The 23943-nt window shown below is 63.2% G+C and carries 22 protein-coding genes and 1 pseudogene; 14 read left to right on the top strand and 9 right to left on the bottom strand.

Going from position 1 to position 23943, the window contains the following annotated elements:
• The first annotated feature begins 118 nt into the window (after positions 1–118).
• From CRO50_RS04040 to CRO50_RS04010, 7 genes are all read left to right on the top strand, one after another.
• Positions 119–1132 carry a LacI family DNA-binding transcriptional regulator gene (locus CRO50_RS04040; protein ID WP_097144565.1) on the top strand — a complete coding sequence of 338 codons (1014 nt, stop codon included), beginning with the start codon at positions 119–121 and terminating at the stop codon, positions 1130–1132.
• Positions 1132–2157, top strand: coding sequence for an ABC transporter substrate-binding protein (locus CRO50_RS04035; RefSeq protein ID WP_097144564.1), 1026 nt, complete (start codon positions 1132–1134; stop codon positions 2155–2157). The genes CRO50_RS04040 and CRO50_RS04035 overlap by 1 nt, the downstream gene beginning before the upstream one ends.
• 111 nt (positions 2158–2268) lie before the next feature.
• Complete coding sequence (locus tag CRO50_RS04030) at positions 2269–3090, top strand: ABC transporter permease (RefSeq protein WP_097144563.1); 822 nt, start codon at positions 2269–2271, stop codon at positions 3088–3090.
• Positions 3091–3095: 5 nt separating this feature from the next.
• A complete protein-coding gene (locus CRO50_RS04025; RefSeq protein ID WP_097144562.1) occupies positions 3096–3884 on the top strand; it encodes an ABC transporter permease in 789 nt (262 codons plus the stop codon).
• Positions 3877–4890: an ABC transporter ATP-binding protein gene (locus CRO50_RS04020; protein WP_097144561.1), complete on the top strand. Its 1014-nt coding sequence runs from the start codon at positions 3877–3879 to the stop codon at positions 4888–4890. The genes CRO50_RS04025 and CRO50_RS04020 overlap by 8 nt, the downstream gene beginning before the upstream one ends.
• Positions 4887–5768, top strand: coding sequence for a nucleoside hydrolase (locus CRO50_RS04015; protein ID WP_097144560.1), 882 nt, complete (start codon positions 4887–4889; stop codon positions 5766–5768). Before CRO50_RS04020 ends, CRO50_RS04015 begins: the two co-directional genes overlap by 4 nt.
• A gap of 1 nt (position 5769) precedes the next feature.
• A complete protein-coding gene (locus tag CRO50_RS04010; RefSeq protein WP_097144559.1) occupies positions 5770–7533 on the top strand; it encodes an adenine deaminase in 1764 nt (587 codons plus the stop codon).
• A 77-nt stretch (positions 7534–7610) separates the two neighbouring features.
• On the opposite strand, the gene CRO50_RS04005 is transcribed toward CRO50_RS04010, so the two are convergent.
• The 5 genes from CRO50_RS04005 to CRO50_RS03985 are packed head-to-tail and all read right to left on the bottom strand — an operon-like array spanning position 7611 to position 11677.
• On the bottom strand, positions 7611–8111 hold the full coding sequence (locus CRO50_RS04005; protein WP_097144558.1) for a GAF domain-containing protein: 501 nt from the start codon (positions 8109–8111) through the stop codon (positions 7611–7613).
• The gene (locus CRO50_RS04000; RefSeq protein WP_097144557.1) at positions 8108–8914 is read right to left on the bottom strand and encodes an ABC transporter ATP-binding protein; all 807 of its coding nucleotides are present in this window, start codon (positions 8912–8914) and stop codon (positions 8108–8110) included. Before CRO50_RS04000 ends, CRO50_RS04005 begins: the two co-directional genes overlap by 4 nt.
• Positions 8911–9753 (bottom strand): ABC transporter ATP-binding protein, encoded by an 843-nt coding sequence (locus tag CRO50_RS03995; protein ID WP_097144556.1) that lies wholly within the window; start codon positions 9751–9753, stop codon positions 8911–8913. Before CRO50_RS03995 ends, CRO50_RS04000 begins: the two co-directional genes overlap by 4 nt.
• Positions 9750–10652 carry a nickel transporter permease gene (gene nikC, locus CRO50_RS03990; RefSeq protein ID WP_198431776.1) on the bottom strand — a complete coding sequence of 301 codons (903 nt, stop codon included), beginning with the start codon at positions 10650–10652 and terminating at the stop codon, positions 9750–9752. Before nikC ends, CRO50_RS03995 begins: the two co-directional genes overlap by 4 nt.
• Positions 10652–11677 carry an ABC transporter permease gene (locus tag CRO50_RS03985; RefSeq protein ID WP_097144554.1) on the bottom strand — a complete coding sequence of 342 codons (1026 nt, stop codon included), beginning with the start codon at positions 11675–11677 and terminating at the stop codon, positions 10652–10654. The genes nikC and CRO50_RS03985 overlap by 1 nt, the downstream gene beginning before the upstream one ends.
• 136 nt (positions 11678–11813) lie before the next feature.
• Here CRO50_RS03985 and CRO50_RS03980 point away from each other — a divergent pair, with 136 nt between their 5' ends.
• The 4 genes and pseudogenes from CRO50_RS03980 to CRO50_RS03960 all read left to right on the top strand — a co-directional run.
• A complete protein-coding gene (locus CRO50_RS03980) occupies positions 11814–12425 on the top strand; it encodes a helix-turn-helix domain-containing protein (protein WP_097144553.1) in 612 nt (203 codons plus the stop codon).
• A 42-nt stretch (positions 12426–12467) separates the two neighbouring features.
• The gene (locus tag CRO50_RS03975) at positions 12468–14057 is read left to right on the top strand and encodes an ABC transporter substrate-binding protein (protein WP_097144552.1); all 1590 of its coding nucleotides are present in this window, start codon (positions 12468–12470) and stop codon (positions 14055–14057) included.
• A gap of 70 nt (positions 14058–14127) precedes the next feature.
• Positions 14128–15222 (top strand): M24 family metallopeptidase, encoded by a 1095-nt coding sequence (locus CRO50_RS03970; protein WP_097144551.1) that lies wholly within the window; start codon positions 14128–14130, stop codon positions 15220–15222.
• 771 nt (positions 15223–15993) lie between these two features.
• Positions 15994–16367: pseudogene (locus tag CRO50_RS03960) on the top strand (transposase); the annotation flags it as partial.
• 74 nt (positions 16368–16441) lie between these two features.
• Here the strand turns inward: CRO50_RS03960 and CRO50_RS03955 are convergent.
• Both CRO50_RS03955 and CRO50_RS03945 read right to left on the bottom strand, forming a co-directional pair.
• Positions 16442–16681 (bottom strand): hypothetical protein, encoded by a 240-nt coding sequence (locus tag CRO50_RS03955; protein WP_097144550.1) that lies wholly within the window; start codon positions 16679–16681, stop codon positions 16442–16444.
• Positions 16682–16957: 276 nt separating this feature from the next.
• Entirely contained in the window at positions 16958–18064 is a 1107-nt protein-coding gene (locus tag CRO50_RS03945) for a tyrosine-type recombinase/integrase (protein WP_097144548.1), read from the bottom strand.
• 538 nt (positions 18065–18602) lie between these two features.
• Between CRO50_RS03945 and CRO50_RS03940 the strand changes: the two genes are divergently transcribed.
• The 3 genes from CRO50_RS03940 (at position 18603) to CRO50_RS03930 (ending at position 21254) form a co-directional block, all read left to right on the top strand.
• On the top strand, positions 18603–19376 hold the full coding sequence (locus CRO50_RS03940) for a helix-turn-helix domain-containing protein (protein ID WP_097144547.1): 774 nt from the start codon (positions 18603–18605) through the stop codon (positions 19374–19376).
• 214 nt (positions 19377–19590) lie between these two features.
• The gene (locus CRO50_RS03935; RefSeq protein WP_097144546.1) at positions 19591–20181 is read left to right on the top strand and encodes a hypothetical protein; all 591 of its coding nucleotides are present in this window, start codon (positions 19591–19593) and stop codon (positions 20179–20181) included.
• A complete protein-coding gene (locus CRO50_RS03930; protein ID WP_097144545.1) occupies positions 20181–21254 on the top strand; it encodes a helix-turn-helix domain-containing protein in 1074 nt (357 codons plus the stop codon). The genes CRO50_RS03935 and CRO50_RS03930 overlap by 1 nt, the downstream gene beginning before the upstream one ends.
• A gap of 51 nt (positions 21255–21305) precedes the next feature.
• On the opposite strand, the gene CRO50_RS19875 is transcribed toward CRO50_RS03930, so the two are convergent.
• Complete coding sequence (locus CRO50_RS19875; protein WP_143516854.1) at positions 21306–21845, bottom strand: hypothetical protein; 540 nt, start codon at positions 21843–21845, stop codon at positions 21306–21308.
• A gap of 2 nt (positions 21846–21847) precedes the next feature.
• Complete coding sequence (locus CRO50_RS03925) at positions 21848–23497, bottom strand: anti-phage dCTP deaminase (RefSeq protein WP_097144544.1); 1650 nt, start codon at positions 23495–23497, stop codon at positions 21848–21850.
• Positions 23498–23943 lie beyond the last annotated feature (446 nt).

The following is a 23943-nucleotide window of genomic DNA, read 5'->3' as shown; positions in this document are numbered from 1 at the left end:
TGCCCAGAAAATGTGCAACGAGGGCCCTGCGGCTCTCCTCACGATGGTTAATCGTTAAATCAAACATTGACGCGAGGATTTCTGCTAGCTTAATCGTTTCACCAAGTGAGGTGAACGCATGGCCAGCCTGAAACAGATTGCCAGTGACCTGGGGGTTTCGACCGCCACCGTCTCCAATGCGCTCAGTGGCAAGGGCCGGGTCTCGGAAGAGCTGGCCGAGAAGATCCGCGACCATGCAAGCCGGCTGGGCTATCGTCCCAGCAGCGCGGCGCGGGCGCTGAAGACCGGCCAGAGCGGCATCCTGGGCCTGGTCATGCCGGACCTGACCAACCCGCTCTTTCCCCGTATCGCGCAGAACCTGTCGATTGCCGCCGAGGCGCGCGGTCTGGGCATCCTGATCGCCGACAGCCGTGGTGACGCGGCACGCCAGGACGAGGCGCTGGCGCAGCTCGTGGGGCGGGGCGTCGACGGGATCATCATCGTACCCCGGCTGGGCACCGCTCCGCCGCAGATGGATGTGCCGATGGTGGTGATCAACACCGCCTCGGACCCACGCAACACCGTGGCCGCCGATCACCGCGGCGGGGGCCGACAGCTGGGCGCCCACCTGGGCGAGCTGGGCCACCGCAACGTCGTCCTACTGGGCGGCAACCGGGCCTCGGAGGTGCAGCAGGACCGCATGCGCGGCATGACCGAAGGCCTCGGACCCGAAGCCCACACCTGCGCCGTCTGGGGCGAAGAGGGCATGAGCGCCCTGCCCGGTCTCGTGGCAGAGGGCGCCACCTGCGTCATGGCCACCTCGGACCTGCTGGCGCTCGGCGCGCATTCCCATCTCAGCCGGGCGGGCCTTTCGGTGCCGGGCGACGTCAGCCTGACCGGCTTCGACGATCTGCCCCTGGCCACCGCCATGCACCCCGAGCTGACCACCATTGCCCAGGATGTCGAGGCCATCGCCGATCAGGCGCTGGACGTGCTGACCCTGCGCATCGCCGGACGCCCCGACCCGGCGCCGGTCTCCGCCATCCCGATGCGGCTGGTGCTGCGCCAGTCCACCTGGCCGCCCCGCAGGCGGGATCTTTCCGTCACCCTCTCCTCCCACCACTCAGAAACCGACCCAACAGGAGCCAAATGATGAAAACCACTCTCTCCCGCCTCGCGCTCGGCTGTGCGGCTGCCGCCCTGGCCACCGCGGCCCAGGCCCAGGACAAGACCCTGACCATCTCGGTCTATTCCTTCGCCCAGGACCAGTACAAGGAAGCGCTCTACGATCCCTTTGAAGAGATCTGCGGTTGCGACGTCGTCGTCGAGACCGGCAACTCGGTCGAGCGCATGGCCAAGATCGAAGCCAACGCCGCCGATCCGGTGATCGACATGGCCGTGATCTCGACCCAGGATGCGCTGGCGCTGGCCCAGAAGGGCCTGCTGGCCGAGCTGGACACCGCAAAGCTGTCGAACTTCGACAAGCTCTATGACAGCGCCAAGGACCCGAACGGCGATGGCATGGCCGTGGGGTATACCTACTACGCCTCCTCCATCGTCTACCGCTCGGACCTGCTGGAAATCGAAAGCTGGGGCGACCTGCTGAGCGACGAGCTGGCCGGCCAGGTGGCCCTGCCCAACATCACCGGCACCCAGGGCCCGCTGACCCTGATGATGCTCGACCGCGCCATGGGCGGCAGCGGCGACTACGCCCCGGTGATCTCGACCATCGGCGAGCATGCCGACGACATCGTGACCTTCTACTCGCGTTCCTCCGAGCTGGTGCAGCTGATGAACCAGCAGGAAGTCATCGCCGCGCCCGTCGGCAAGTTCGCCTGGGGCAGCTTCAAGGAGGCCGCCCTGCCCTTCGCCTGGGCCGATCCCGTCGAGGGCCAGGCCGGTGGCATGAACGTCATGATCATGACCAAGGACAACGGCAACGAAGAGCTGGCCTACCAGTTCATGGACTACTGGCTCTCGACCGAGGTCCAGACCAAGGTCGCCGAGATGCAGGTGGACAGCCCCGCCAACAAGGAAGTCGTGGTCTCTGACGAGATCGCCGAGAACCTGACCTATGGCGCCGATGTCATCGACAACCTGAACATCATGCCCGCCGCCGACATCGTCGAGCAGCGCGAGGCATGGGTCGAACAGTGGAACACCGAGGTGATCCAGTAACCCGACAGGAGGCGGGCCTCCCATCCTGCCTCCTACCTGCCCCGGCGTGTGCGCTCCCCCCTTCCACGCCGGGGCCTTTTCCCGCCGCTGCCCGACGACAGGATTGTTCCCATGTTCCGCAACACGCGCGAAGGCCTGGCCCTTGCCCTTCCGGCCGCCATCTTCTCGACGCTGCTCTTTCTCGTGCCCGTTGGCATCCTGCTGTCCGAAGCCTTCCGCTTCGAGGGCGGCTGGTCGCTGCAGGGCTATATCGACTTCTTCGCTACACCGCTCAACCGCACCGTCTTCCTGCGTACGCTGAAGCTGGGCGCACTGGTGGCGCTGACCGCCGCCGTGATCGGCTATGCGGCGGCCTTCTGCATCGTGAACCTCGGGCCGAAAAGCCGGGGCACCATCTTCGGGATGGTCGTCCTGCCGCTGATGATCTCACCCGTGGCACGGACCTATGCCTGGATCGTCATCCTGGGCCGCACCGGCATCGTAAACGAGACGATCACCGGCCTCGGCCTTTCCGACACGCCGCTGCGGCTGCTGTTCACCGAAACCGCCGTCTTCCTCGGCCTGCTGCAGCTCTTCCTGCCGCTGATGATCATCTCGCTTGTCTCGGCGATGGAGAACATCCCCCGCGACGTGATCCCCGCCGCCCGCGTCCTCGGCGCCAGCTGGCTGGCCGTCTTCTTCAAGGTGATCCTGCCGCTGACCAAGGAGGGCCTCGTCATCGGTGGCACCCTGGTCTTCACCGGCTCGCTCACCGCCTACATCACGCCCGCGATCCTCGGTGGTTCCAAGGTGCTGATGCTGGAGACGCTGCTCTACCAGCGGGTGAACGTCAGCAATGACTTCGTCTCGGCCTCCGTGATCGCGATGATCCTGATCGTCATGTCCTTCTCGGCGAACCTTCTGCTGAAGAAGATCGCCTCGGCCCGGAGCTAGATCCCATGAACACCTCTTCCCGCCTGCTGGCCAACTGGATCATCCTCGGGCTGACGCTGACCTTCCTGATCGGCCCCTTCCTGATCATCATCCTCGCCGGTGCCTCGGACACCAGCTACCTGGCCTTCCCGCCCGAGGGGCTGACCCTGCGCTGGTATCTCAAGGTCTTCACCGTCGAGAGCTTCCGCGCCTCCTTCCTGCTGTCCATGGCGCTGGCGATCTTCGGCACCCTGGCCGCGCTGCTGCTCGGCGTGCCCGCCGCCTATGCGCTGAACCGCTATGACCTGCCCGGCGCGGAGACCGTCCGCACCATCGTCGCCGCCCCGATCATCGTGCCCGGCATCATCGTGGGCCTCGCGCTGCTGCGCTACCTTGTGGTGCCCACGGGCGTGACCGTCACGCTGGCGCTGTTCATGGCCCACACGGCGCTGGTGCTGCCCTATGCGGTGCGCGTCGTGTCGTCCTCGATGCACAACCTGCGCGCCGACATGGAGGAAGCCGCCGTCCTGCTGGGCTGCTCGCGCTTCCAGGCCTTCACCAAGGTGGTGTTGCCGAACATCCGAGGCGGCGTGCTGGCCGCCTTCATCCTGGGCTTCGTGACCTCCTTCAACCAGGTGCCCGTGTCGCTGTTCCTGTCGGGCCCCGGGGTCCGCACCCTGCCCATCGACATGCTGGCCTACATGGAGATCACCTTCGACCCCTCCGTCGCCGCGCTCTCGGCCCTTCTGGCCTTCATGTCGCTTGCCATTGTCTTCGTTGCCGAACGCCTGCTGGGATTCTCTCGCTATGTCTGACTCTTTCGTCCAACTCTCCGATGTCACCCTGATGTACGGCAAATCCACCGCCGTACCCGAGCTGAACCTGTCGATCCGCGAAGGCGAGCTGATCTGCCTGCTCGGCCCCTCGGGCTGCGGCAAGACCACCACCATGCGCGCCATTGCGGGGCTTCTGAACCCGGCCTCTGGCAGCATCCATATCGACGGGCGCGACGTGACCCGCGTGCCCGCGAACAAGCGCGGCATCGGGCTGGTGTTCCAGAGCTACGCCCTGTTCCCGCACCTCAACGCCTTCGAGAACGTGGCCTTCGGCCTGCGCCTGCAGAAGCTGCCCGCCTCCGAGATCAAGGCCCGCACCGAGGAAGGTCTGGCCACCGTCGGCCTGACGGGCTTCGAGACCCGCAAGCCCGCCGAGATGTCCGGCGGTCAGCAACAGCGCCTGGCGCTGGCCCGCTCGCTGGTCATGAAGCCCAAGGTGCTGCTGCTGGACGAGCCGCTGTCGAACCTCGATGCCCGCCTGCGCCTCGAGATGCGGACCGAGCTGCAGCGGGTGCAGAAGGAAACCGGCGTCACCATGGTCTTCGTCACCCACGACCAGGCCGAGGCGCTGGCCCTGGCGGACCGCATCGTGCTGATGCAATCGGGCAAGATCGAGCAGCTCGGCACCCCCGCCGACCTCTACGCCCGCCCAGAGACCGCCTTTGCCGCAGACTTCATGGGCTTCGAGAACATCTTCCGCACCGAGGGTGGCAAGGTCGTCACCGACCATGGCGCGCTCGAGCTGGGCTTCGTGCCGCAAAGCCCGATGCTGGCCTGGCGGCCGGATGGCGTGACCGTGGGCAGCGGCCCGCATCAGGGCCGCGTGCTGGCGACCTCCTTCGCAGGCGCGCACCGCGAATACGTGCTGGAGACCGCCCTTGGCCCCGTGAAGGCCGATGCCGACATCGCCCTGCCCGAGGCGGCGATCGGAGAGACGCTCTCCTTCGACCTGCCCGAAGCCACCGCCCGCCCGCTGGCCGCATGAGGCTCTGGGTCGATACCGACTACGGCTTCGATGACCTCTGGGCGCTCCTGGTGCTGCGGCACGGGGGCGTCGAGGTCGCGGGGATCTCGCTGGTGGCGGGCAATGCGCCGCTGCCGCAGGTCATCGCCAATGCCCAGGGCGCGGCACGGCACTACGGCTTCACGGCCCCGCTGCATACGGGCGCCGACCGGCCCCTGAAGCGCGCGCCCGAGACAGCAGAGCGCATCCTGGGACCACGCGGCATGCAGAGCCGCGGCGCCCATCTTCCGCAGGTTGACCTGCCCCCGCCCCCCTTTGATGCCGTCGCGGCGCTGGTCGCATGGCTGATGGCGGGCGGCGACCACGTCCTTGCCCTTGGCCCGCTGACCAACATCGCCCGGCTGGTGCAGGACCACCCCGAGGCCGCGGCGCGCATCCAGCGGCTGGTGTGGATGGGCGGCAGCGACGGGCCGGGCAACCACTCGGCCGCCGCCGAGTTCAACGCCCTGGCCGATCCCGAGGCCGCCGATATCGTCGCCCGCGCCGGGCTGCCGCTGGAGGTGGTGGACCTGATGGCCTGCCGCAAGGTCACCTTCACCCCCGACGATCTGCCACCCTCGCCCCCCCTTACCGCCGACCTGCTGGGCGGCTATCTGGACATCGGCCTCTCGCGCGGGCGCCCCGGCATGGCGATCTATGATCCGCTCGCCGCGCTAGCCATCACCCGGCCCGAGGCCCTGCGGTTTGAACCCCGCGCCATGGCGGTCTCGCTTGCGCAGGATGACAGCTACGGGGCCACGACATTCACCGCCGGAGGCGCGGGGCGCACCCGCCTTGCCACCGGCGTCGACGACAATGCCGCGCGGCTCTGCCTTGCCGCGCTGAAGACGGTGGACTGAGATGGGCTTTCCGCAAGACCTGAACGACCCTGAGCTGCGCGCCCGCGCGGTGCGCGCCGCCCGAGGGTTGGCGCCCTTCGACCTGCTGATCACCGGCGCGCAGGTGATGGACATGGTCACCGGGCGCATCCGCGCCGCCGACGTCGGGCTGATCGGCCCGCTGATCGCCTCTGTCCATGCGCCGGGCAGCCGCTCGGACGCGGGCGAGGTGCTGAAGGCCGAGGGCCAGACCCTGGTGCCCGGTTTCATCGACACGCATATGCATGTCGAAAGCTCCATGGTCGGCCCCGCCGCCTATGCCGAGGCCGTGGTGCCGCGCGGCGTGACCACGGCCCTCTGGGACCCGCATGAGCTGGCCAATGTGGCGGGCGAAGCGGGGCTGGCCCATGCCTGCGCCGAGGCCGCCGCCGTGCCGCTGCGGTTGATGCCGCTGATGCCGACCTGCGTGCCCTCTGCCCCCGGCTACGAGGCCTCGGGCGGCGACTTCGACGCCGGGGTGGTGGCCCGCTGGCTGGCCCGCGACGATATCCAAGGCGCCGCCGAGCTGATGACCATGCACCCGCTGCTGGATGGCGATCCGCGCGTCACCGGCATCGCCAATGCCGCGCTCGAGAGCGGCAAGAGGCTCTGCGGCCATGGCCGGGGCCTGACGGGCGGAGACCTTGCCGGTTTTGCCGCCGCGGGCGTCGAGACAGACCACGAGCTGACCTCGGCTGCCGATCTGATGGCCAAGCTCGAGGCCGGTTTCACCATCGAGCTGCGCGGCTCCCACGCGCATCTGCTGCCCGAGTTCGCCGAGGCGCTGCTGGCGCTTGGCGAGATGCCGCAGACCGTGACCCTGTGCACCGATGATGTCTTCCCCGACGACCTGCTGCACCGGGGCGGGCTGGACGCGGTGATCCGCATGCTGATCCAATGCGGGTTGCCGCCGCTCTGGGCCTACCGCGCCGCGACGCTGAACGCCGCCAGCCGTATCGGCCGCGGCGACCTGGGCCTCGTCGCACCGGGCCGCCGCGCCGACCTGGTGCTGCTCGCCGACGTGGCGGCGGTGAAGGCCGCAGCGGTGATCACCGATGGCAAGCTGGTGGCCGAGGGCGGCGCGATGCGCACGGCGCCATCCCCGCTGCCGCTGCCTGCCGCGCTGCGCGACACCATGAAGATGGCCCCGCTGACGGAGGCCGATTTCGAGATCGCCGCAGAGGGCAGCAGCGCCCGCATCGCCACCCTGTCGAAGCCCCGCTTCCCCGAGTGGGGCGAACGCGAAGTGGCGGTCGAGGAGGGGCGGCTCGTCCTGCCCGACGACATGATCCGCATGGCGGTGATCAACCGCCACGGCGCCGGTACGCCGCCTCGGGTGGCCTTCCTCGAGAACTGGGGCACCTGGCGCGGTGCCTTCGCCACCAGTGTCAGCCACGACAGCCACAACCTGACGATCTTCGGCCGCGATCCCGCCGACATGGCCGCCGCGGGCAATGCCCTGCGCGAGGCGGGCGGCGGGCTGGCGGTGGCGCAGGGGGGCGAGGTCTCTCACCTGCTGGCGCTGCCGATTGCCGGGCTCTACAGCGACGCGCCGCTGGAGGAGATCGCAGCCCAATTCGCCGCGATCCGTGCCGAGATGGACCGCCTCGTGGATTGGCAACCGCCCTACCTGGTCTTCAAGGCACTCTTCGGCGCTTCGCTCGTCTGCAACCCCGGCCCGCGCCTCAGCGACATGGGGTTGGTGGATGTCTTCGAGAAGAAGCGGCTGGAAAGTTGCCTGCTTTGACTGGCCCCTGAAAAGCAGGAAGCCGGCCACCCTTTCGGGCTGGCCGGCTTCCGATTTCTGGCAGTTGGCGGCCCTGATCAGGCGCGCAGCACCATTGCCACGGCACAGGCCGCCGTGGCCGGCAGGCGCAGCAGATCGTGGATCTGGGCCACGCGCTCGGGCGTGTAGTAGCCCTCTTCATGCAGGATGTTCATCGTCGCGATGACCTTGCCGCCGATGATCAGCGGCAGGTTCACAACCGAGCCGCAGCCCAGCTTGCCGATCAGCTCGGCATCGGGGAAGACGGTGTCGATATCGGCCAGGGAGTTCGAGACGAAGGCCTCCTGCTGGGTCAGCACCTGGTCGAACCAGCGGTTCAGGGTGATCGGCTTCTCGCCCGAGGTCGGGTAGTTCACCGCATCGTCGGTATAGGCGCGGCGCGCCACCATGGCCTCGGTGTCCGAGGTCATCACGGTGAACAGCTTCGCCCCCACCGTCGCCTTGGTCAGCGCGCAGAGCGCGTCGAAGGCGGCCTCTTCGGTCGTGGCAGCCGCGAGGGCGGTGGTGAAATCGGCGAGCGCCTTGGTCGTATCGGTCATGCGGGGTCCTTGCTTTCTGATGCCGCCGCAAGCGCGGGATCGGCATCGGGGTTGCCGCCCGAAGCGGCATAGAGGTCGCGCGTATAGGGATCGGCGAAGCTGCCGTCATAGAGCGCGGTCTTGGGGGCGATCTCGACGATGCGGCCCTTGTTCATCACTGCCATGCGGTCGCACATGAAGCTGACCACCGGCAGGTTGTGGGTGACCATCAGGTAGGTCAGCCCCTGTTCGCGGCGCAGCCGCTTCAGCAGGTTCAGGATCTCGGCCTGTACCGAGACATCCAGCGCCGAAGTCGGCTCGTCCAGCAGCATCACCTTGGGCTCAAGCATCAGGGCGCGGGCGATGGCGACACGCTGGCGCTGCCCGCCCGACAGCTGGTGCGGAAAGCGGAAGCGGAAGCGCTGGTCGAGGCCGACGGCGCCGAGCATCTCGACCACCTTCTCGCTGCGCTTGCCGATGCCGTGGATCGCCAGCGGCTCGGACAGGACAGTGTCGATGGTCTTGCGCGGGTGCAGCGAGGCATAGGGATCCTGGAACACCATCTGGCAGGTTTCCGAGAAGGCACGGTCGGTGCCATGGCCGCGCGGCTTGCCCAGCACGGAGATCTCTCCGGTCCAGTCCGGGGCCAGCCCGGCGATGGCCTTGAGCACGGTCGACTTGCCCGACCCGCTCTCGCCGACCAAGGCAAAGCTCTCGCCTTCCGCCACGTCGAAGGTGACATCGCGCACCACCTTGGTGTCGCCGTAGGAGATATCCAGATCCTTGAGGGAAATCGCGGCTTTGGGATTCTCGGGGCTGCTCATGTGCCTGCTCCTCCGCTGCGGTCCAGGACCGGCAGCTCGTCTCGGGTTTCCTGCATCCGCGGCTGTGCCGCCAGCAGGCCCTTGGTGTAGGGATGGCTGGCCTTGTGCAGATCCTTGGCCGCGCAGGCCTCGACCACCTCGCCGCCGTTCATCACCAGGATGCGGTCGCAGTAGCGCGCCACCAGGTTCAGGTCGTGGCTGATCAGGATCAGGCCCATGCCGTTGCCGGTCACCAGCTCTTCGATCAGGTCCAGCACCTGCGCCTGAACCGAGACATCCAGCGCCGAGGTCGGCTCATCCGCGATCAGCAGCTGCGGGCGCGGGATCAGCATCATGGCGATCATCACCCGCTGCCCCATGCCGCCCGAAACCTCGTGCGGATACATCTTCGCCACCCGCTCGGGCTCGTTGATGCGGACGGAGTTCAGCATCTCGATCACCCGCGCCTGCAGGTCGCGGCGGGGCAGTTTTTCATGCACCTGCAGCGCCTCGGCGATCTGGTGGCCAATGGTCATCACCGGGTTCAGCGAGAACTTCGGATCCTGCATGATCATCGAGATCCGCGCGCCACGGATCTGGCGCATCTCGCGGTTGCTCTGGCCCATCAGGTCCAGCCCGTCGAAACGCAGGGTCTTGGCGGTCTGCTTGCCCGGAGACCGGATCAGCCGCAGGATCGACCGGCCCGTCATCGACTTGCCCGACCCGCTTTCGCCGACGATGCCCAGGCGCTCTTCGCGGCCCAGGATCAGGTTCAGGCCCTTCACGACCTCCACCGGCCCCTTGGGGGTGGCGAAGCTGACCCGCAGGTCCTCGATTTCCAGAAGCGGTGCCTCGGTCATTTCTCGCCCCCCTGTTTCGGGTCCAGCACGTCGCGCAGCCCGTCGCCCAGGAAGCAGAAGCCCAGCGAGACGAGGATGATGGCGAAGCCCGGCATGGTGGCGACCCACCACTGGTCCAGGATGAAGGTCCGCCCGCGCGAGATCATGGCCCCCCATTCCGGCAGCGGCGGCTGCGCGCCGAGACCCAGGAAGCCCAGACCGGCGGCGGTCAGGATGATGCCCGCCATGTCCAGCGTCACCCGCACGATCATCGAAGAGGTGCAGAGCGGCAGCACGTGCCGGGTGATGATCCGGGTGTGGGAGCCGCCGACCAGCCGCACCGCCTGGATGTACTCGGCATTGCGGAAGGTCAGCGTCTCGGCCCGTGCGATACGGGCATAGGCGGGCCAAGCGGTGATGGCGATGGCGATGATCGCGTTCTCGATCCCCGGTCCCAGGGCGGCGACGAAAGCCAGCGCCAGGATCAGCTTGGGCAGCGACAGGAAGACGTCCGTCAGGCCCATCAGGATGCGGTCGACCCAGCCGCCGAAGTAGCCCGCAACCGCGCCGATGATCAGACCCAGCGGGGCCGAGATCACGGCGACCAGCGCCACGATCATCAGCGTGATACGAGAGCCATAGACCACGCGGCTGAAGATATCGCGTCCCAGCTCGTCGGTGCCCATCCAATGCTCTGCCGAGGGCGGCAGCAGGCGCGCCTGCAGGTTCTGCCCCACGGGGCTTTCCGGCGCGATCCAGGGCGCGAAGAGCGCCGTCGCCAGCAGCAGAAGGATGATCAGCAGACCCGCCACGGCCAGCGGATTGCGCATCAGCGCGCTCATCATCCGCCAGGCGCGGCCCAGGTTGGCCTGGGTCAGCGTGGCGGGACTGTCGTCAAGAAGCCAGTCTCTGGTGCTCATCATTTGCTCCTCGGGTCGAGGACGCGGTAGAGCACGTCCGAGATCTTGTTGATCAGGATGAAGACAGAGCCGATCACGAGCGTCGCGCCCAGAACGGCGTTCATGTCGGCATTCAGCAGCGCCGTGGTCAGGTAGTTGCCGATGCCGGGCCAGCTGAAGACGGTCTCGATCATCACGGACCCTTCCAGCAGCGCGGCGTAGCTGAGGCCGATGACGGTGATCAGCGGCACGCGGATCGGCTTGAAGCCATGCACCCAGATCACCCGCCATTCTGGCACGCCCTTGACGCGGGCGGTGGTGATGAACTCCTGGCCCAGCTGGTCCAGCATGAAGCTGCGGGTCATCCGCGCGATGAAGGCCAGCGAGAAGAAGCCCAGGATCGAGGCCGGCAGCACGAGATGCGAGAGCGCGTTCCAGAAGACATCCCAGTCGCCCGCCAGCGCGGCGTCGATCAGCATGACATTGGTGCGCGCGGGCACCAGGCCCTCATAGAAGATGTCCAGCCGCCCCGGCCCCGCGACCCAGCCCAGACCGGCATAGAAGATCGCCAGACCGACGAGGCCCAGCCAGAAGGCGGGCACCGAGTAGCCGAGCAGCGCGAAGACGCGCATCACCTGGTCGACCCATTCGCCGCGTCGCGTTGCGGCCCAGACTCCGGCGGGTACGCCGAGGACGACACCGATGAAGATGCCCAGGGTGGCCATCTCGAGCGTCGCCGGGAAGACCCGCAGCAGATCGTCGGCGACAGGCCGGTTGGTCGAGATCGATTTGCCAAGGTCGCCCTGCATCACCGACCAGACGTAGTCGAAGAACTGCACGACCATCGGCCGGTCCAGCCCCATGGCGATGCGCGCCGCGTCGTATTGCGCTTGCGTCGCGCGGTCCCCGACCACCGAGAGCACGGGGTCGATGGGCACCACGCGCCCGATGAAGAAGGTGATCGCCAGCAGGCCCAGGAAGGTCAGCGCGGTGACCACGACGAAACCGCCAATCCCCCTTACGCCGCGTCCGGCCCGGACGGCCATTGTTGCTTCTGTCGCCAAGGTCAGCGCCTCCTTTGGCATCGGTCGAGTGAAATCTCGCCACCAGTTCTACAAAAAATTTTTGCCATAGTAAAAAAATTTTTGTACCGTAGGGGAAATGATCTCGGAGGAACGTGCCATGGCACGGGAGAAGCAGAAAGCAGAGCGGCAGCTCGGACCGCTTATTCGCAAGCGCCGAAAGCAGCTTGGGCTGACTCTGCAGGCATTGTGCGACAGCGCGGGAGTTTCGGTCGGCTACCTCAGCCAGGTCGAGCGCGACAACGCCACGCCCTCTCTCGGCACCCTGGCGCAGATTGCCGCGGCGCTGGATGTCACTCTGGAGTATTTCATCGCCGCGCCGGGCCCCACCGAAAGCCTGACCCGCTCTGAAACGCGACCCCAGTTCTCGCTGAATGGCTCCTCCATCGGCTACGAGAACCTGGCCACCGATTTCCCCGGCGCCGAGCTGTCGAGCTACATCCTGCATGTGCCCGCCGGTTACACCTCGGAGGTGGTCAGCCACGAGGGCGAAGAGATCATCTATATCCTGGACGGCGAGATCGAGCAGACCCTCGACGGACAGGTCATCCGGATGAAGGCCGGTGACAGCCTGCATTACAGCGGGCTGCGGCCCCATTCCTGGACCAATCCCACCGACAAGCCTGTCCGGATTCTCTGGACCGGCACCCTGGCCGTGCTGAACCGCAAGGGCGGGATGAAACTACCGGAGATGGCGCAGCTGGAAAGCTGAGCAACGCCACCCCGCTCACTCAACCCCAACAAGGAGAGCCACATGAACATGCTGAAATCCGCGCTGTTTGCCTCGGCGCTCGCGCTGCCCCTGGCGGGCACCGCGGCCCTGGCCGACACGCCCGATGACGTCCTGGTCATCGCCCAGAACATCGACGACATCGTCGCGATCGACCCGGCGCAGGCCTATGAATTCACCTCCGGTGAGCTCGTGACCAACCTCTACGACCGCCTGGTCCAGTACGATGCGGAAGATCCCACCGTCCTGGCCCCCGGCATCGCCACCGACTGGGAGATGGACGCCGAGGCCAAGACCATCGCCTTCACCCTGCGCGATGACGCGGTCTTCAACTCCGGCAACCCGGTGACCGCCGAGGACGTGCTGTTCTCGCTGACCCGCGTGATCAAGCTGAACCTGACGCCCGCCTTCATCCTGGCCCAGCTCGGCTGGACCCCGGAGAACGTGGACGACTTGGTCACCGCCGACGGCAACGTCGTGACGGTGAAATACGAGGGCGACTTCTCGCCCGCCTTCGTTCTGAACGTGCTGGCCGCGCGCCCCGCCTCCATCGTCGACAAGGCGCTGGTGATGGAGCACGAGGAAGACGGCGACATGGGCAATGCCTGGCTGAACGCCAACTCGGCAGGCTCCGGTCCCTTCGAGCTGACCGCCTACACCCCCGGTCAGATGGTGCGCATGGCCGCCAACGAGGACTACTTCAAGGGCGCGCCCGAGATGTCCCAGGTGATCATCCGCCACGTGGCCGAAGCCGCCACCCAGCAGCTGCTGCTGGAACAGGGCGACATCGACATGGCCCGCAACCTGACCCCCGACCAGATCGCCTCGCTGTCCAGCGATGACATCAAGGTCGAGACCTTCCCGCAGGCCGCCGTGCACTTCCTGTCGTTCAACCAGAAGACCGACAGCCTGACCGACCCGGCCGTCTGGGAAGCCGCGCGCTACCTGGTCGACTACACCGGCATGACCGACACGATCATCAAGGGCCAGATGGAGGTCCACCAGGCCTTCTGGCCGAAGGGTTTCCCCGGCTCCTACGACGAGACGCCCTTCACCTATGATCCCGAGAAGGCCAAGCAGATCCTGGCAGACGCCGGCATCGAGACCCCCATCGAAGTGACGCTGGACGTGATCAACGCGGCCCCCTTCACCGACATGGCGCAATCGCTGCAGGCCAGCTTCGCCGACGCAGGCATCGAGTTCGAGATCCTGCCCGGCACCGGCGCCCAGGTGATCACCAAGTACCGTGAGCGGACCCACCAGGCGATGCTGCTGTACTGGGGCCCCGACTTCATGGACCCGCACTCCAACGCCAAGGCCTTCGCCTACAACTCGGACAACTCGGACGACAACTACCAGGCCACCACCACCTGGCGGAACGCCTGGGCCGTGCCGGACGAGCTGAACACCAAGACCATGGCCGCGCTGTCGGAAGCCGATCCCGAGAAGCGTCTCGACATGTACCGTGACCTGCAGGCCAAGGTGCAGGAGAGCTCTCCCATCGTGATCATGTTCCAGGCCTCCTACGAGGTTGCCATGGGCGGCAATGTCTCGGGTTACGTCAACGGCGCGACCTCCGACTTCGTCTACTACCGGCTGGTCGAGAAGGAGTAATCCTTCGACCGCCCGCAAGACCACAGGGTCGCCGGTTCTCCGGCGGCCCGTTTCGTTTCAGGAGTAAAGAATGTCCTATCTGATGCAGGCCGAAGAGCGCCTCTCGCGGCTGCGCGCCCGGATGGCGGAAACCGAAACCGACCTGGTGGTGCTGGGCCCCTCCAGCCACATGGCCTGGCTGACCGGGCTCAACCCCCATGGCGACGAACGCCCCGTGATGCTGCTGGTCAGCGCCGATCACGCGGGCTTCCTGATGCCCTCGCTCAACGCCGGCATGGCGAAGGAGGTCACCTCCCTGCCGCTCTTCACCTGGGCCGATGACGATGGCCCCCGCGCCGCGCTGGATGCGCTGCTGGACGCCAGCAACGCCCGCCGTCCCGGCCTGTCGGTTGTCATCGACGAGACCATGCGCGCCGATTTCGCCCTGCTGCTGCTCGACAGCCTCGAGAGCCCGCGCCGCCGCTTCACCGAGGATACCGTCGGCCTGCTGCGCACCCTGAAGGACGCGGATGAAGCCGCCCGCATCAAGGCCTCGCACCTGCTCAACGATGCCGCCGTCGAGGCCGCCTTCGCCGCCCTGAAGCCCGGCATGACCGAGGCCCAGGTGGTCGAGCTGATCGAGGCCCACTACAAGGCCAATGGCGCCGCCACCGCCTTCTGCTCTGTCTGCTTCGGCGGCAACGGCGCCTTCCCGCACCACCACCCCGGCGCCACGGCCCTGGGCGAGAACATGGCCGTGCTGATCGACACCGGCTGCGTGCTCGACGGCTATCCCTCGGACATGACCCGCTGCCGCTGGTTCGGCCCCGATCCCGACCCCGAGTTCCTGAAGGTCCGCGACGTGGTCGAGGCCGCCGTGCAGGCCGCCCTGGCCGCCGCCAAACCCGGCGCGCCCGCCAGCGCCGTGGACGCCGCCGCGCGCGGCGTGATCACCGAGGCAGGCTACGGCGACCGCTTCCTGCACCGCACCGGCCACGGCCTGGGCATCGACATCCACGAGCCGCCCTACATCACCGGCACGTCCCAGACGCCCCTGGCCACCGGCAATGTCTTCTCGATCGAGCCGGGCGTCTACCTTGAGGGCAAGTTCGGCCTGCGCCTGGAAGAGATCGTCATCCTGCGCGAGGACGGCCCCGAGATCTTCTCGGAACTGCCCCGCGTCTGAGCCCCTCCGGCCGCCGGAGAAGACCATCGCAAGACAGAACCGCGCGCCCCACCCGGCGCGCGTTTCGCGTTTCCGCGCCAAGTCTTTGTGTCAGGAGAAATGGTGACCCCGGCAGGATTCGAACCTGCAACCTGCCCCTTAGGAGGGGGGGGTAGTCGTCTGCTCGGTCGAACCAAAGGCGGCATGAACACCAGGCTCCGGTCGTCTACTGGTCAAGCATCCTGCCCCTAGGCAGACCAAATTCACTGCCGTCTATCGACAGTACTTCCTCGCCAAATCCTCAAGCACCAGTTTTCCCGACAGAACCCCATCGAAGTCCTCTTTAGAAATCTCGTAGGTATCAGTTCCTCCACCCTGCCGGGCGGCCCAAAATTCAAAGAGATACCTTTCTTCCTCCCGTCGGACACTCCAAGTCCGTTCCTGGAACAAATCCGGGATGCGTAAGATGGGGCGCGGTTTGAGGCCCTCGTACCGCCACCGCTTCACCTTCACACCACCAATCGTGTCATATCCAACAAAGACTTTTCTGGGCTTACTTTCTTCTGTCAAAGCCTGAGCTCCACGACACTGTACTTGTGCAGTTATCGAACTTAAATCCATAGCGGCCTCTGCCACTCCCCCACTTGCATAACCGCCCGGACTCCACTTGTCATTGGCGCCAGGCTCGCCTCCACCAGGTTCAGGATGCATTGATTGTCGCTATTCGGCGTGGCTCACGGCTCTGAAAACGGATCGATGACATGAGCGACCTTTCCGGCTGACCGACGAGCAGATGGCCAAGGGCGGCCGCTCAATCTGTTCGTCACGGCAAGACTGGTCAGCGACGACATCGCTGCGCGGGCGCTGCTGAGCAGCCTGCCGAAGGTCGACTGATTGCCCGGGGATCGCGGCCATGATGCCGACTGGTTCAGAGACGCGTTGAAAGACAAAGCGAGGCGCACCTGCATCGCGGGCCGAAAGCGGCGCAAGGCAAAGGTGAAACACCCCTCTCGGGACATTCCTTCGGAATGCCCTGTCGGGCAGCGATCGCGATCATGTTCGGCGGGCTCAAAGACTGGCGGCGTGTGGCGATCCGCTACAACCGCTGCCCCAAGGTCTTTCTCTCCACCATCGCTCTCGCTGCAGTCGTCATCTACTGGTTGTGAAGCCTGAACCTAGGTCAGCGTCAGAATTCGAGCGGAGCATGCAAATGCGGGCTATCTCTATCAGAGGTCTGAACTCAACGCCTGTTGAACATTTCGAAATCCCACTGAGCCAGGACTTTCGGTGAATTTGTTTCCCTTCTCAGGCACTCCTCACCTCGATCCCTGGCCACTATGGCGGCCTTGCCGGATGTTGATATTTCAATATACGGCGCACCAAATTCCTCAATGTCCGTACCTAGTGGAAAGTTCTTGTAAGGCTTCCCCTGCTGCAGCGCATACTCGAAGAAACAGCTCGTGATCTCATCAAGTGTCATGTCACCTCAGCTCGTTTACTTTCATGATGAAGCCTTCACTGACCAATTCATCAATGCGCTTAGGCAATTGATACTGAACGCCACCGCCAGGCTTTCCAAGGCGACATACGGCCAGTTTTCACCGCACTACCTGCGTCGCGCCGCCGGCTCGCTGGAGTTCGGTGGACCTTCCTTGGTTCAATGAACCAGAGAGAAACCCCTTAACTCCACCTGTGTCATTGATTTCATGGTGACCCCGGCAGGATTCGAACCTGCAACCTGCCCCTTAGGAGGGTGTTATCCATTGCCCATTTCTCCATTTTCTTTCTGTAGGTTATCATTATTCGACGAGTCCGTCTGTACGGACCGTGTACGAAAACGCGCCCGAATGTCGGCCTCATCGCTCTCCGGATGGGCGTAGATGCTCATCGGCAGATTGGCATCGGACCACCGACCCGCCCGCGCGGCAGTAACAGGGTCCACGCCCTGACGTATGACCAGCTCGGTGAAGAATCCGTGCCGTCCTGCGGCATGAGCCGAGAGGTACGGAATACCCGCGCGGCGGCAGATCGTCTTCCAGCGGTTGTTGTAGCCGGTCGAGCTCGCATACCCGAAGACCCGCGGCGGCAAGATCGCCCCAGTCCTGCGGTTGCGGGGACGCTTGGGACGCAACTCCTGCAGCTCCTCCATCATTTCCGATGAGACGGTTATCCAGCTTTCCGGATGTCCCTTCTGAGCTTTGACCCGGACCTGGGATTTCTCCGGGCGCAGATCGTCCGGGGTCAGAGAAACTGCCTGATCAATCCTGGCGGCCGTTTCGAACATGAAGCGCGCCATGGCTGCATTGTACGGATCGGCTTCTGCACAGAAGGCGTCGATCCAGGCCCGTGTTGCCGGAACCCGCTCAACACGGCTGGTCTTGCCGCGGCGCTTGTCCTGGGCGTTGCGCTCGAATTGGTCATAGCGACGCACGCGCAGCAGTGGCGTCCCCTTCAGCTCGTGCGCATTGTTGATGACCGCCCGCGCTGGCGTAACGATTTCCCGCCACCAAGTATCCGTGGACGCGTTCGGGCGTAGCTTCGGACCGAGGTTCTTCAGCAAGCGCCCGGTAATGGCCGCAAGGGGCAAACTGCCGATCTCATCGAGGATCGGTAGTAGTTGGCGGGCACTCCTACTGTCAGGCTGGTAGAGTTCGGTTGCATCCGCGAAGCGAAGCGCCCGCTCCTCGCCGACGATGTGCTTGCGGATCTGTAACTCGGTTTCTTCGCTTATCCAGTCCCGCGCGCCAGCTTCCGAAGTCGATCTCGTGCTTTGTCGATATGGGCCGGCGATCGGGCGACTGTTGTATTCGATCCAGCCTTTGACCCAATAGACCTTGCCTCTGAGGTACGGTTCGAGCGGCACTTCCAATCCTCCGTCAGAATTTCATCGATCTGTTCGGGGGTGATGATCATGGCATTGCCGATCCGAAAGCACGCCCCCAAGCGGTTCGCCTTCTCCCGCAACGTTCGCTCAGCGATGTTGATCTGGCGGTACTCCTGCAACCAGGAAACCCAATCTGCAGGTGACTTGCCTGCGTCCAGAATGGCCGAACCACATCGAGCCTCCTCCGGGCGTCTTGCCGCATCGTTCTCTCGATCGAAATCACTTCCCACGGGACCAAGTCCTGATAGCTTGCCCGCCTCTCCGAACCTGGGCTCCTTCGACGGATAGGATCGCCTCGACATGCTCCGCTGACAGCAGCATGACCCGGCCGAGGGCGTAGTAGTGGCCGCAGGAACGAGCTTTCGCCCGCAAAACGCGCGCTGAGACCTCTGCCCCCTGTGAGCGCAGACGCTCGCACCAAATCTCTGGCGTGACTGCGTTCTCAAATGTATCGTTCATCTGCGCCTCCAAACCGCTTTTCCGCTAAGATCATGGCCCGCGAAAATGGTCCAAGCAAATGAAATCATTATGTTTTCTCAGGAGACCAAAAAGCGGCAAGATCTGGCAGGTTTTCGATCTGATGAAGGAACGTTCAATGCCATTCCAGTTCAAGCCCGACCCGGACCAGGACAATTTGGTGATTCGCCCGGGCATGTCAGCGCAGCAAAAGGGCTGGATCAGGCGGAAGCAGATCGAGCGTTCTCAGAGCGCACGAGCCCAGGAAGCTGAAGAAGCTCGAACCTTTGAACGCATCCGCCGGCGAAGCGAAATGAGCCTCAGCCAAGGGCTTCGTAAATACCGCGGTCGTCGCGAGCTCACCCAAGATCAGTTGGCAGAAGAACTGGGCTGCTCCGTACGGGCCTATCGGGGCTACGAAAGTGGAGAGCGCGACATGCCGAGCTCTCTACTCCTGCAGATTCTGGCACGCGAAGACGTCGACATGCACGACCTGCTCAACGTTCGCCGCGATCCTGTTTGGGCTGAAACCCGCGATATGGTCATTGATCGCTACAACGAGGCCATGGCGCTTCTTTCCCAGCACGATCTCTACTTGGCCGTTGATGCCGAGGCTCCAGCACGTCGCATTGCGGGGGAAATCAACGAGTTAGGGGCCGAACAAACCACCTCGATAGCCATGCGAGTTGAGGAAGAATGGCTACACTTGGACCGCTGGTATCAAGCGGGTGGTTGGGGCTGGGACGGCGTTGAAGATCTCTGGAAAGAGCAACAAGAGGAAGAGCGTCGCGCCGAGCGCCGCGCACGTGATGCGAAAAGAAGAGACCACGGGTAGTCGCGGACGTTGAGGGTCACCCTATAAACCTCGTCAGCTTCAAACAGAGGTATACAGTGCTCGGCAAAGCATTCTTTAGAGCTTGAAGAGGGGCGGCGAGCGGCGCCCTGTACCATACCTTCGGGATGCCCACCTTGAATTATGATGTGAATAATTTGACGTTGCATTTGTAAAAAAATGGTCGTATCAGGGTGGCAACAAGCAAGGCGTGAGCATGTCAGTTCCTGTTGAAGTCACCGTACGTCCCATTCTGAATGAAATCCGCAGCGAGGTCATCTCTGCGATACAAGAGGCGTGGGCAGACTGGTTGGCCAGCGATTTCAACGGCGCGTGGCGGTGCAAGCGAAGCCGCGCGAATTTCGTATGGGAGCAGATCATTGAGCGTGCGAGTAGCGCCCTGTTTGACCATGATTTAGTTCATGTTATCGAAGGCCACGAAACGGTGAAGTTTCTCGTTCGGGACACAGTATTGTTTCGATTTAAAAAGGCAGACGAGATGGGCCGTTCGTCAAATGTCGCAACTCAACTGGCGTTAGCATTCCATGACCATGACTGCGACCTATTCGGGTTGCCGGAGGTTCAGCGCGTCGAGGTCGTATACAAGCTGAATAGTTTGGAAACAAAGATCTCCGATATTTGTGTCGTGGCTCGCAATGGCAATCAGGTTGCCTGGGAGTACAGCCTGCTGGATGCGGGTGAGGTCGCGGTTCCATTGCCCATGCCAGAGCCGAAACCCGAGCGGCCCGCCGCGGCCATTGTCAAGCTCAAGGATGCAGCGGACGACAGTAAGAAGCGTCAAGACTGATGCAGGCTGGTTTCAATCAGGACCTGCTGCGTATTGCGCGGCAGGCACGGGGGTGGAGTCAGACTGAGCTCTCCGCACGCTCAGGTGTGTCACAAGCCAATCTTTCTAAACTTGAAAACGGACTTATCGGGCCGACCGAAGATGTGTTGAAAAGTGTCGGAAAAGCTTTGGACTTCCCGACCGATTTCTTTTTCCAGAATGATCGGGTCATTGGCTTGCCGATGAGTGTGCAATACCGGAAGCGGGCAAGCGTCGGACAGAAGGCGATTGAGCGCCTGGAAGCCGAGCTCAATATCCGGATCTTGCATATCAGAAGATTACTCGATGCAGCCGAGTTGGAGCCAGAGCTGTCCCTTCCGCGAATGGATGTCGACGAATACGGCGGCAGCCCCGAGCGTATCGCTGATCTTATCAGGCGCACCTGGCTTGTTCCTTCGGGTCCAATTCGGGAGCTTGTCGCATGGGTGGAACGAGCGGGGTGTATCGTTGTTCATTGCGATTTCGCCGAACTCAAGGTCGATGGCTTCACCGTTCAGATAACAGATATGCCGCCATGCATTTTCCTGAATCGCCACATGCCAGCCGATCGGCAGCGGTTCAGCCTCGCGCATGAACTTGGGCATGTCGTAATGCACCAAGTCCCCTCACCCCAAATGGAAGATGAAGCGAACGCGTTCGCATCGGCGCTACTCATGCCTGCACGCGATATTCGTCCTCAACTTTCTGGACGGCGCCTGACAATCCAACGTCTCGCTGCATTGAAGCCCGTCTGGCGAACGTCGATGGCGGCGCTCCTTTACAGGGCCAAGGAGATCGGAGCAATTACCGATAGCCAGAGTCAGTATCTATGGAGGCAGATGAGCTCGATGGGCTACCGCAGAGCGGAACCGACCGAGCTTGATCTCGAGGTCGAGACTCCTACCGTCCTCCCTGAGATCGTTAGGCTTCATCTTGATGAACTGGGCTACGGCGTATCTGATCTCGCACGGGCTCTCCGTTCGACAGAAGACGACCTACGCGCTCTTCATCCACTCCCAGGTTCCACAGCGCGTTTTCTGCGAGTGGTAAAATAGGCATTTTTTGATGCGCGGACTTAACGTTCGTTAAGCGTCAAAACCGAAATATCAATTGATGGCCGTTATCTTCCATTGGCCATCTCCACGGTTCGAAAAAACCCGGTTCAGATACGAAGCGAGAAACCCTATGTGTTCCACTTTTGGAACGAATAGCATCACGGGAGACTGCTTTTGCTCGACAGTCTCGTGCTCAAGCCTTTGAGACAAGACTCTTTCGCCAGCGACGAAATCCTTCCTTTGCAAAGTATGCCATGGAAGAGGATCGCGCACATATAGAGTGTTTACAGCACGAAAATATCCGAGAACCTGTTCTCGGCTGGTCCCGGGCAAATCGAAGCGGATGACGGGACGTAAGTCCAAGGCTACTTTAGGCTTATTCGACATAATAAGCTCACACAGCCGCCTACCGTGCAATCCATCCATTGCAACGATTTCGACGCGATGGCCTTCGCAAGCGTCTACATCATCGAAGCAAAAGGAGAGCTGCTCACCCGATCGCACCCGCGGACGGTGCGCCTCAGATACCATCTGTGGCGCAGGAAGGTCGTAGCTTTCGTTGGTAACGAGACGTAAGATGGGGTGTGACATAGCTACTTCGTTAAGGCTGCTTCGAGGTCAGGATACCCTACGGTGAACGGGGACCACTCGTCCCCCCACTCTGGCGCTTCCATCTCGAAATTTCCAGTGACCTTATCCTTCAAGCGCCAGGTTTTCTCAAAGGCTCTTGTGTACATGCGCGGCGACACGCCGACAAACGGTCTAAAGAGCACCTTCCCTGGTTGGCTCGGCACCGCCCCAACGTCGCTTCGCTGCTGCTGCTCAGCATCTTTCTTCTGGGCTGCCATAGACTTACGCTCAGGCGGCTGCCATGTGAAGGGATTTGTTTCAATAGCATCGTTGTGCAACTCGAGGGCGAGGCTCTTCGGGTAGGGTTCAATGTACTGAACCTCGTACACTCCTGCGCCAACTATGTGGCGCGCGCAATAGTGACATGGGAAGGTGGTTACGAAAAGCCTTGTCCCTACAGTCGACACGCCCTCGCGCCCCGCAGACAGCAACGCGTCCATTTCCGCATGTACCGCACGGCTGAACTCGATGAGTCCGCCCAACCGCGTCTTCCTGATCCGAGCAGCAAGCCCGAGTTTGTCGTCGACACCATCAAGCTCCGGAAGCGCGGCGATCAGCTCGTCGACGATCTTGTTCTGCTGTTGGTTGCTACTGCAGAACCTTGTTTCACGAAAGGCACACCGATGGTCTTCATGTTCGTGTGGCTGTCCAAACCCTTCCCCATACACCCCACCGCCCGCGGCAGGTACCTCGTTTACGCCTGTCGCAACAACCGTGCCATCGCTATCGACTAGTGCAGCGCCCACTTGCCTCGAAAGACATGCGCTCCTCACGCGCGCAGAATGCGCATGGTGCATAGCCGTCTCTTCCATAGTTGGTCGAACGATCTGATCATGAGCGACAATATTTACTAGCCGGCCAAGAGGCTCATCCAGCGCGAACTTCTTTCCTTCGGGGTCATTTTCCGAGTTGTCGACAAAGTAGTCCGCCTCAAAGAAGGCCTCCGCTACATGTTGGCCACGCTTGTTTCCCGCATCATCAGAATCGCGTTGCATGAAGCGTTTCACTTGCTCCCTGACTAACTGCTCTCCATGTCGTGGCCTGCGAAAATACTTCTCAAGTATCCGTTGCTCCCGTCTGCTTTCTTCGCAAACGACACCGACAAGAGCAAAAGCGTTCCCATATGTGCGCCGAAGTAAGCTGACTTCCGCGGGATGCCTAATAGAATCAATAAGATAGGCGCGCCGCTCGCTATTTGGTCGTACCGGTTCACCTGGCACATAGTCAACTTCGGTCGCCGCGGCTCGACGTCGAGCAATCTCACGCATTACCGCCCGTGCCACCTCAGCAGCATCCCGCTCCCGCATTTTGTCGCCGGCGTCTTGATGTGCCTCGACAAGCTCCAGCGTCTTGTCAGTTGCTTCTGGAAGGGGCGTTCCAGCGTCCTCGTGCCACTTTCTGATCAGAGTGCTGGCTTTAATCCACTCAGCTTTATACCCAGACGCCTCACAGGCCCTAACTAGGGACTCGACTACCCGAGATCCACCTGCGCCAACCGGCCCGACCACTGCGAAAAACATTTCGCTGGACCTATTCTGGGAAATGACTTCTCTCGAATCCTTGGCACCCGGGATTTCACCCTTGCTAGACAGCTTTTCTGCAACCTTAGGCATTTTTCCCCGACCAAGCTATTTCGACGTTATTGTTAATCTTACGAATTTCACACCGATCGTCCTTGCCGTCAATCAGCCAGCACGCCTCGAAATTGTCATCTGCGCACATCGCACCGGAGCGACAGTGAGGTGCCGATTGTGCACCGAGCTGAAGTGCGTAAAGCAATAGCTTCCATCTGCCTCCATTGGTCTTTTGAGTACTCTCTTCATCCAGATACTAACCTGCGGCAAATTCCAAGTGCGAAGCAGATACGCACATTTCATGCGCTTCCTCTTCCATCCTGGACAGCTACAGCGACTTCGGCCAAGCTACCGGAACTCCTGAAGTTTCGGTTCCTGATTGTCCTCCACTAACGCTCTCTGCGCCATCTGCACCCAGAACGTCGCTGGTATCATTCCAGCGCCGCGGCACGTCCTGGAATGGGGTAGCCTGAGCTCAGCGGAGC

Origin of the sequence: Pseudooceanicola antarcticus (assembly GCF_900215355.1) — a bacterium.
Classification (GTDB): domain Bacteria; phylum Pseudomonadota; class Alphaproteobacteria; order Rhodobacterales; family Rhodobacteraceae; genus Pseudooceanicola; species Pseudooceanicola antarcticus.
Note: the sequence above shows the minus strand (reverse complement) of the source record. Positions and strands in the feature narration are given on the sequence as shown.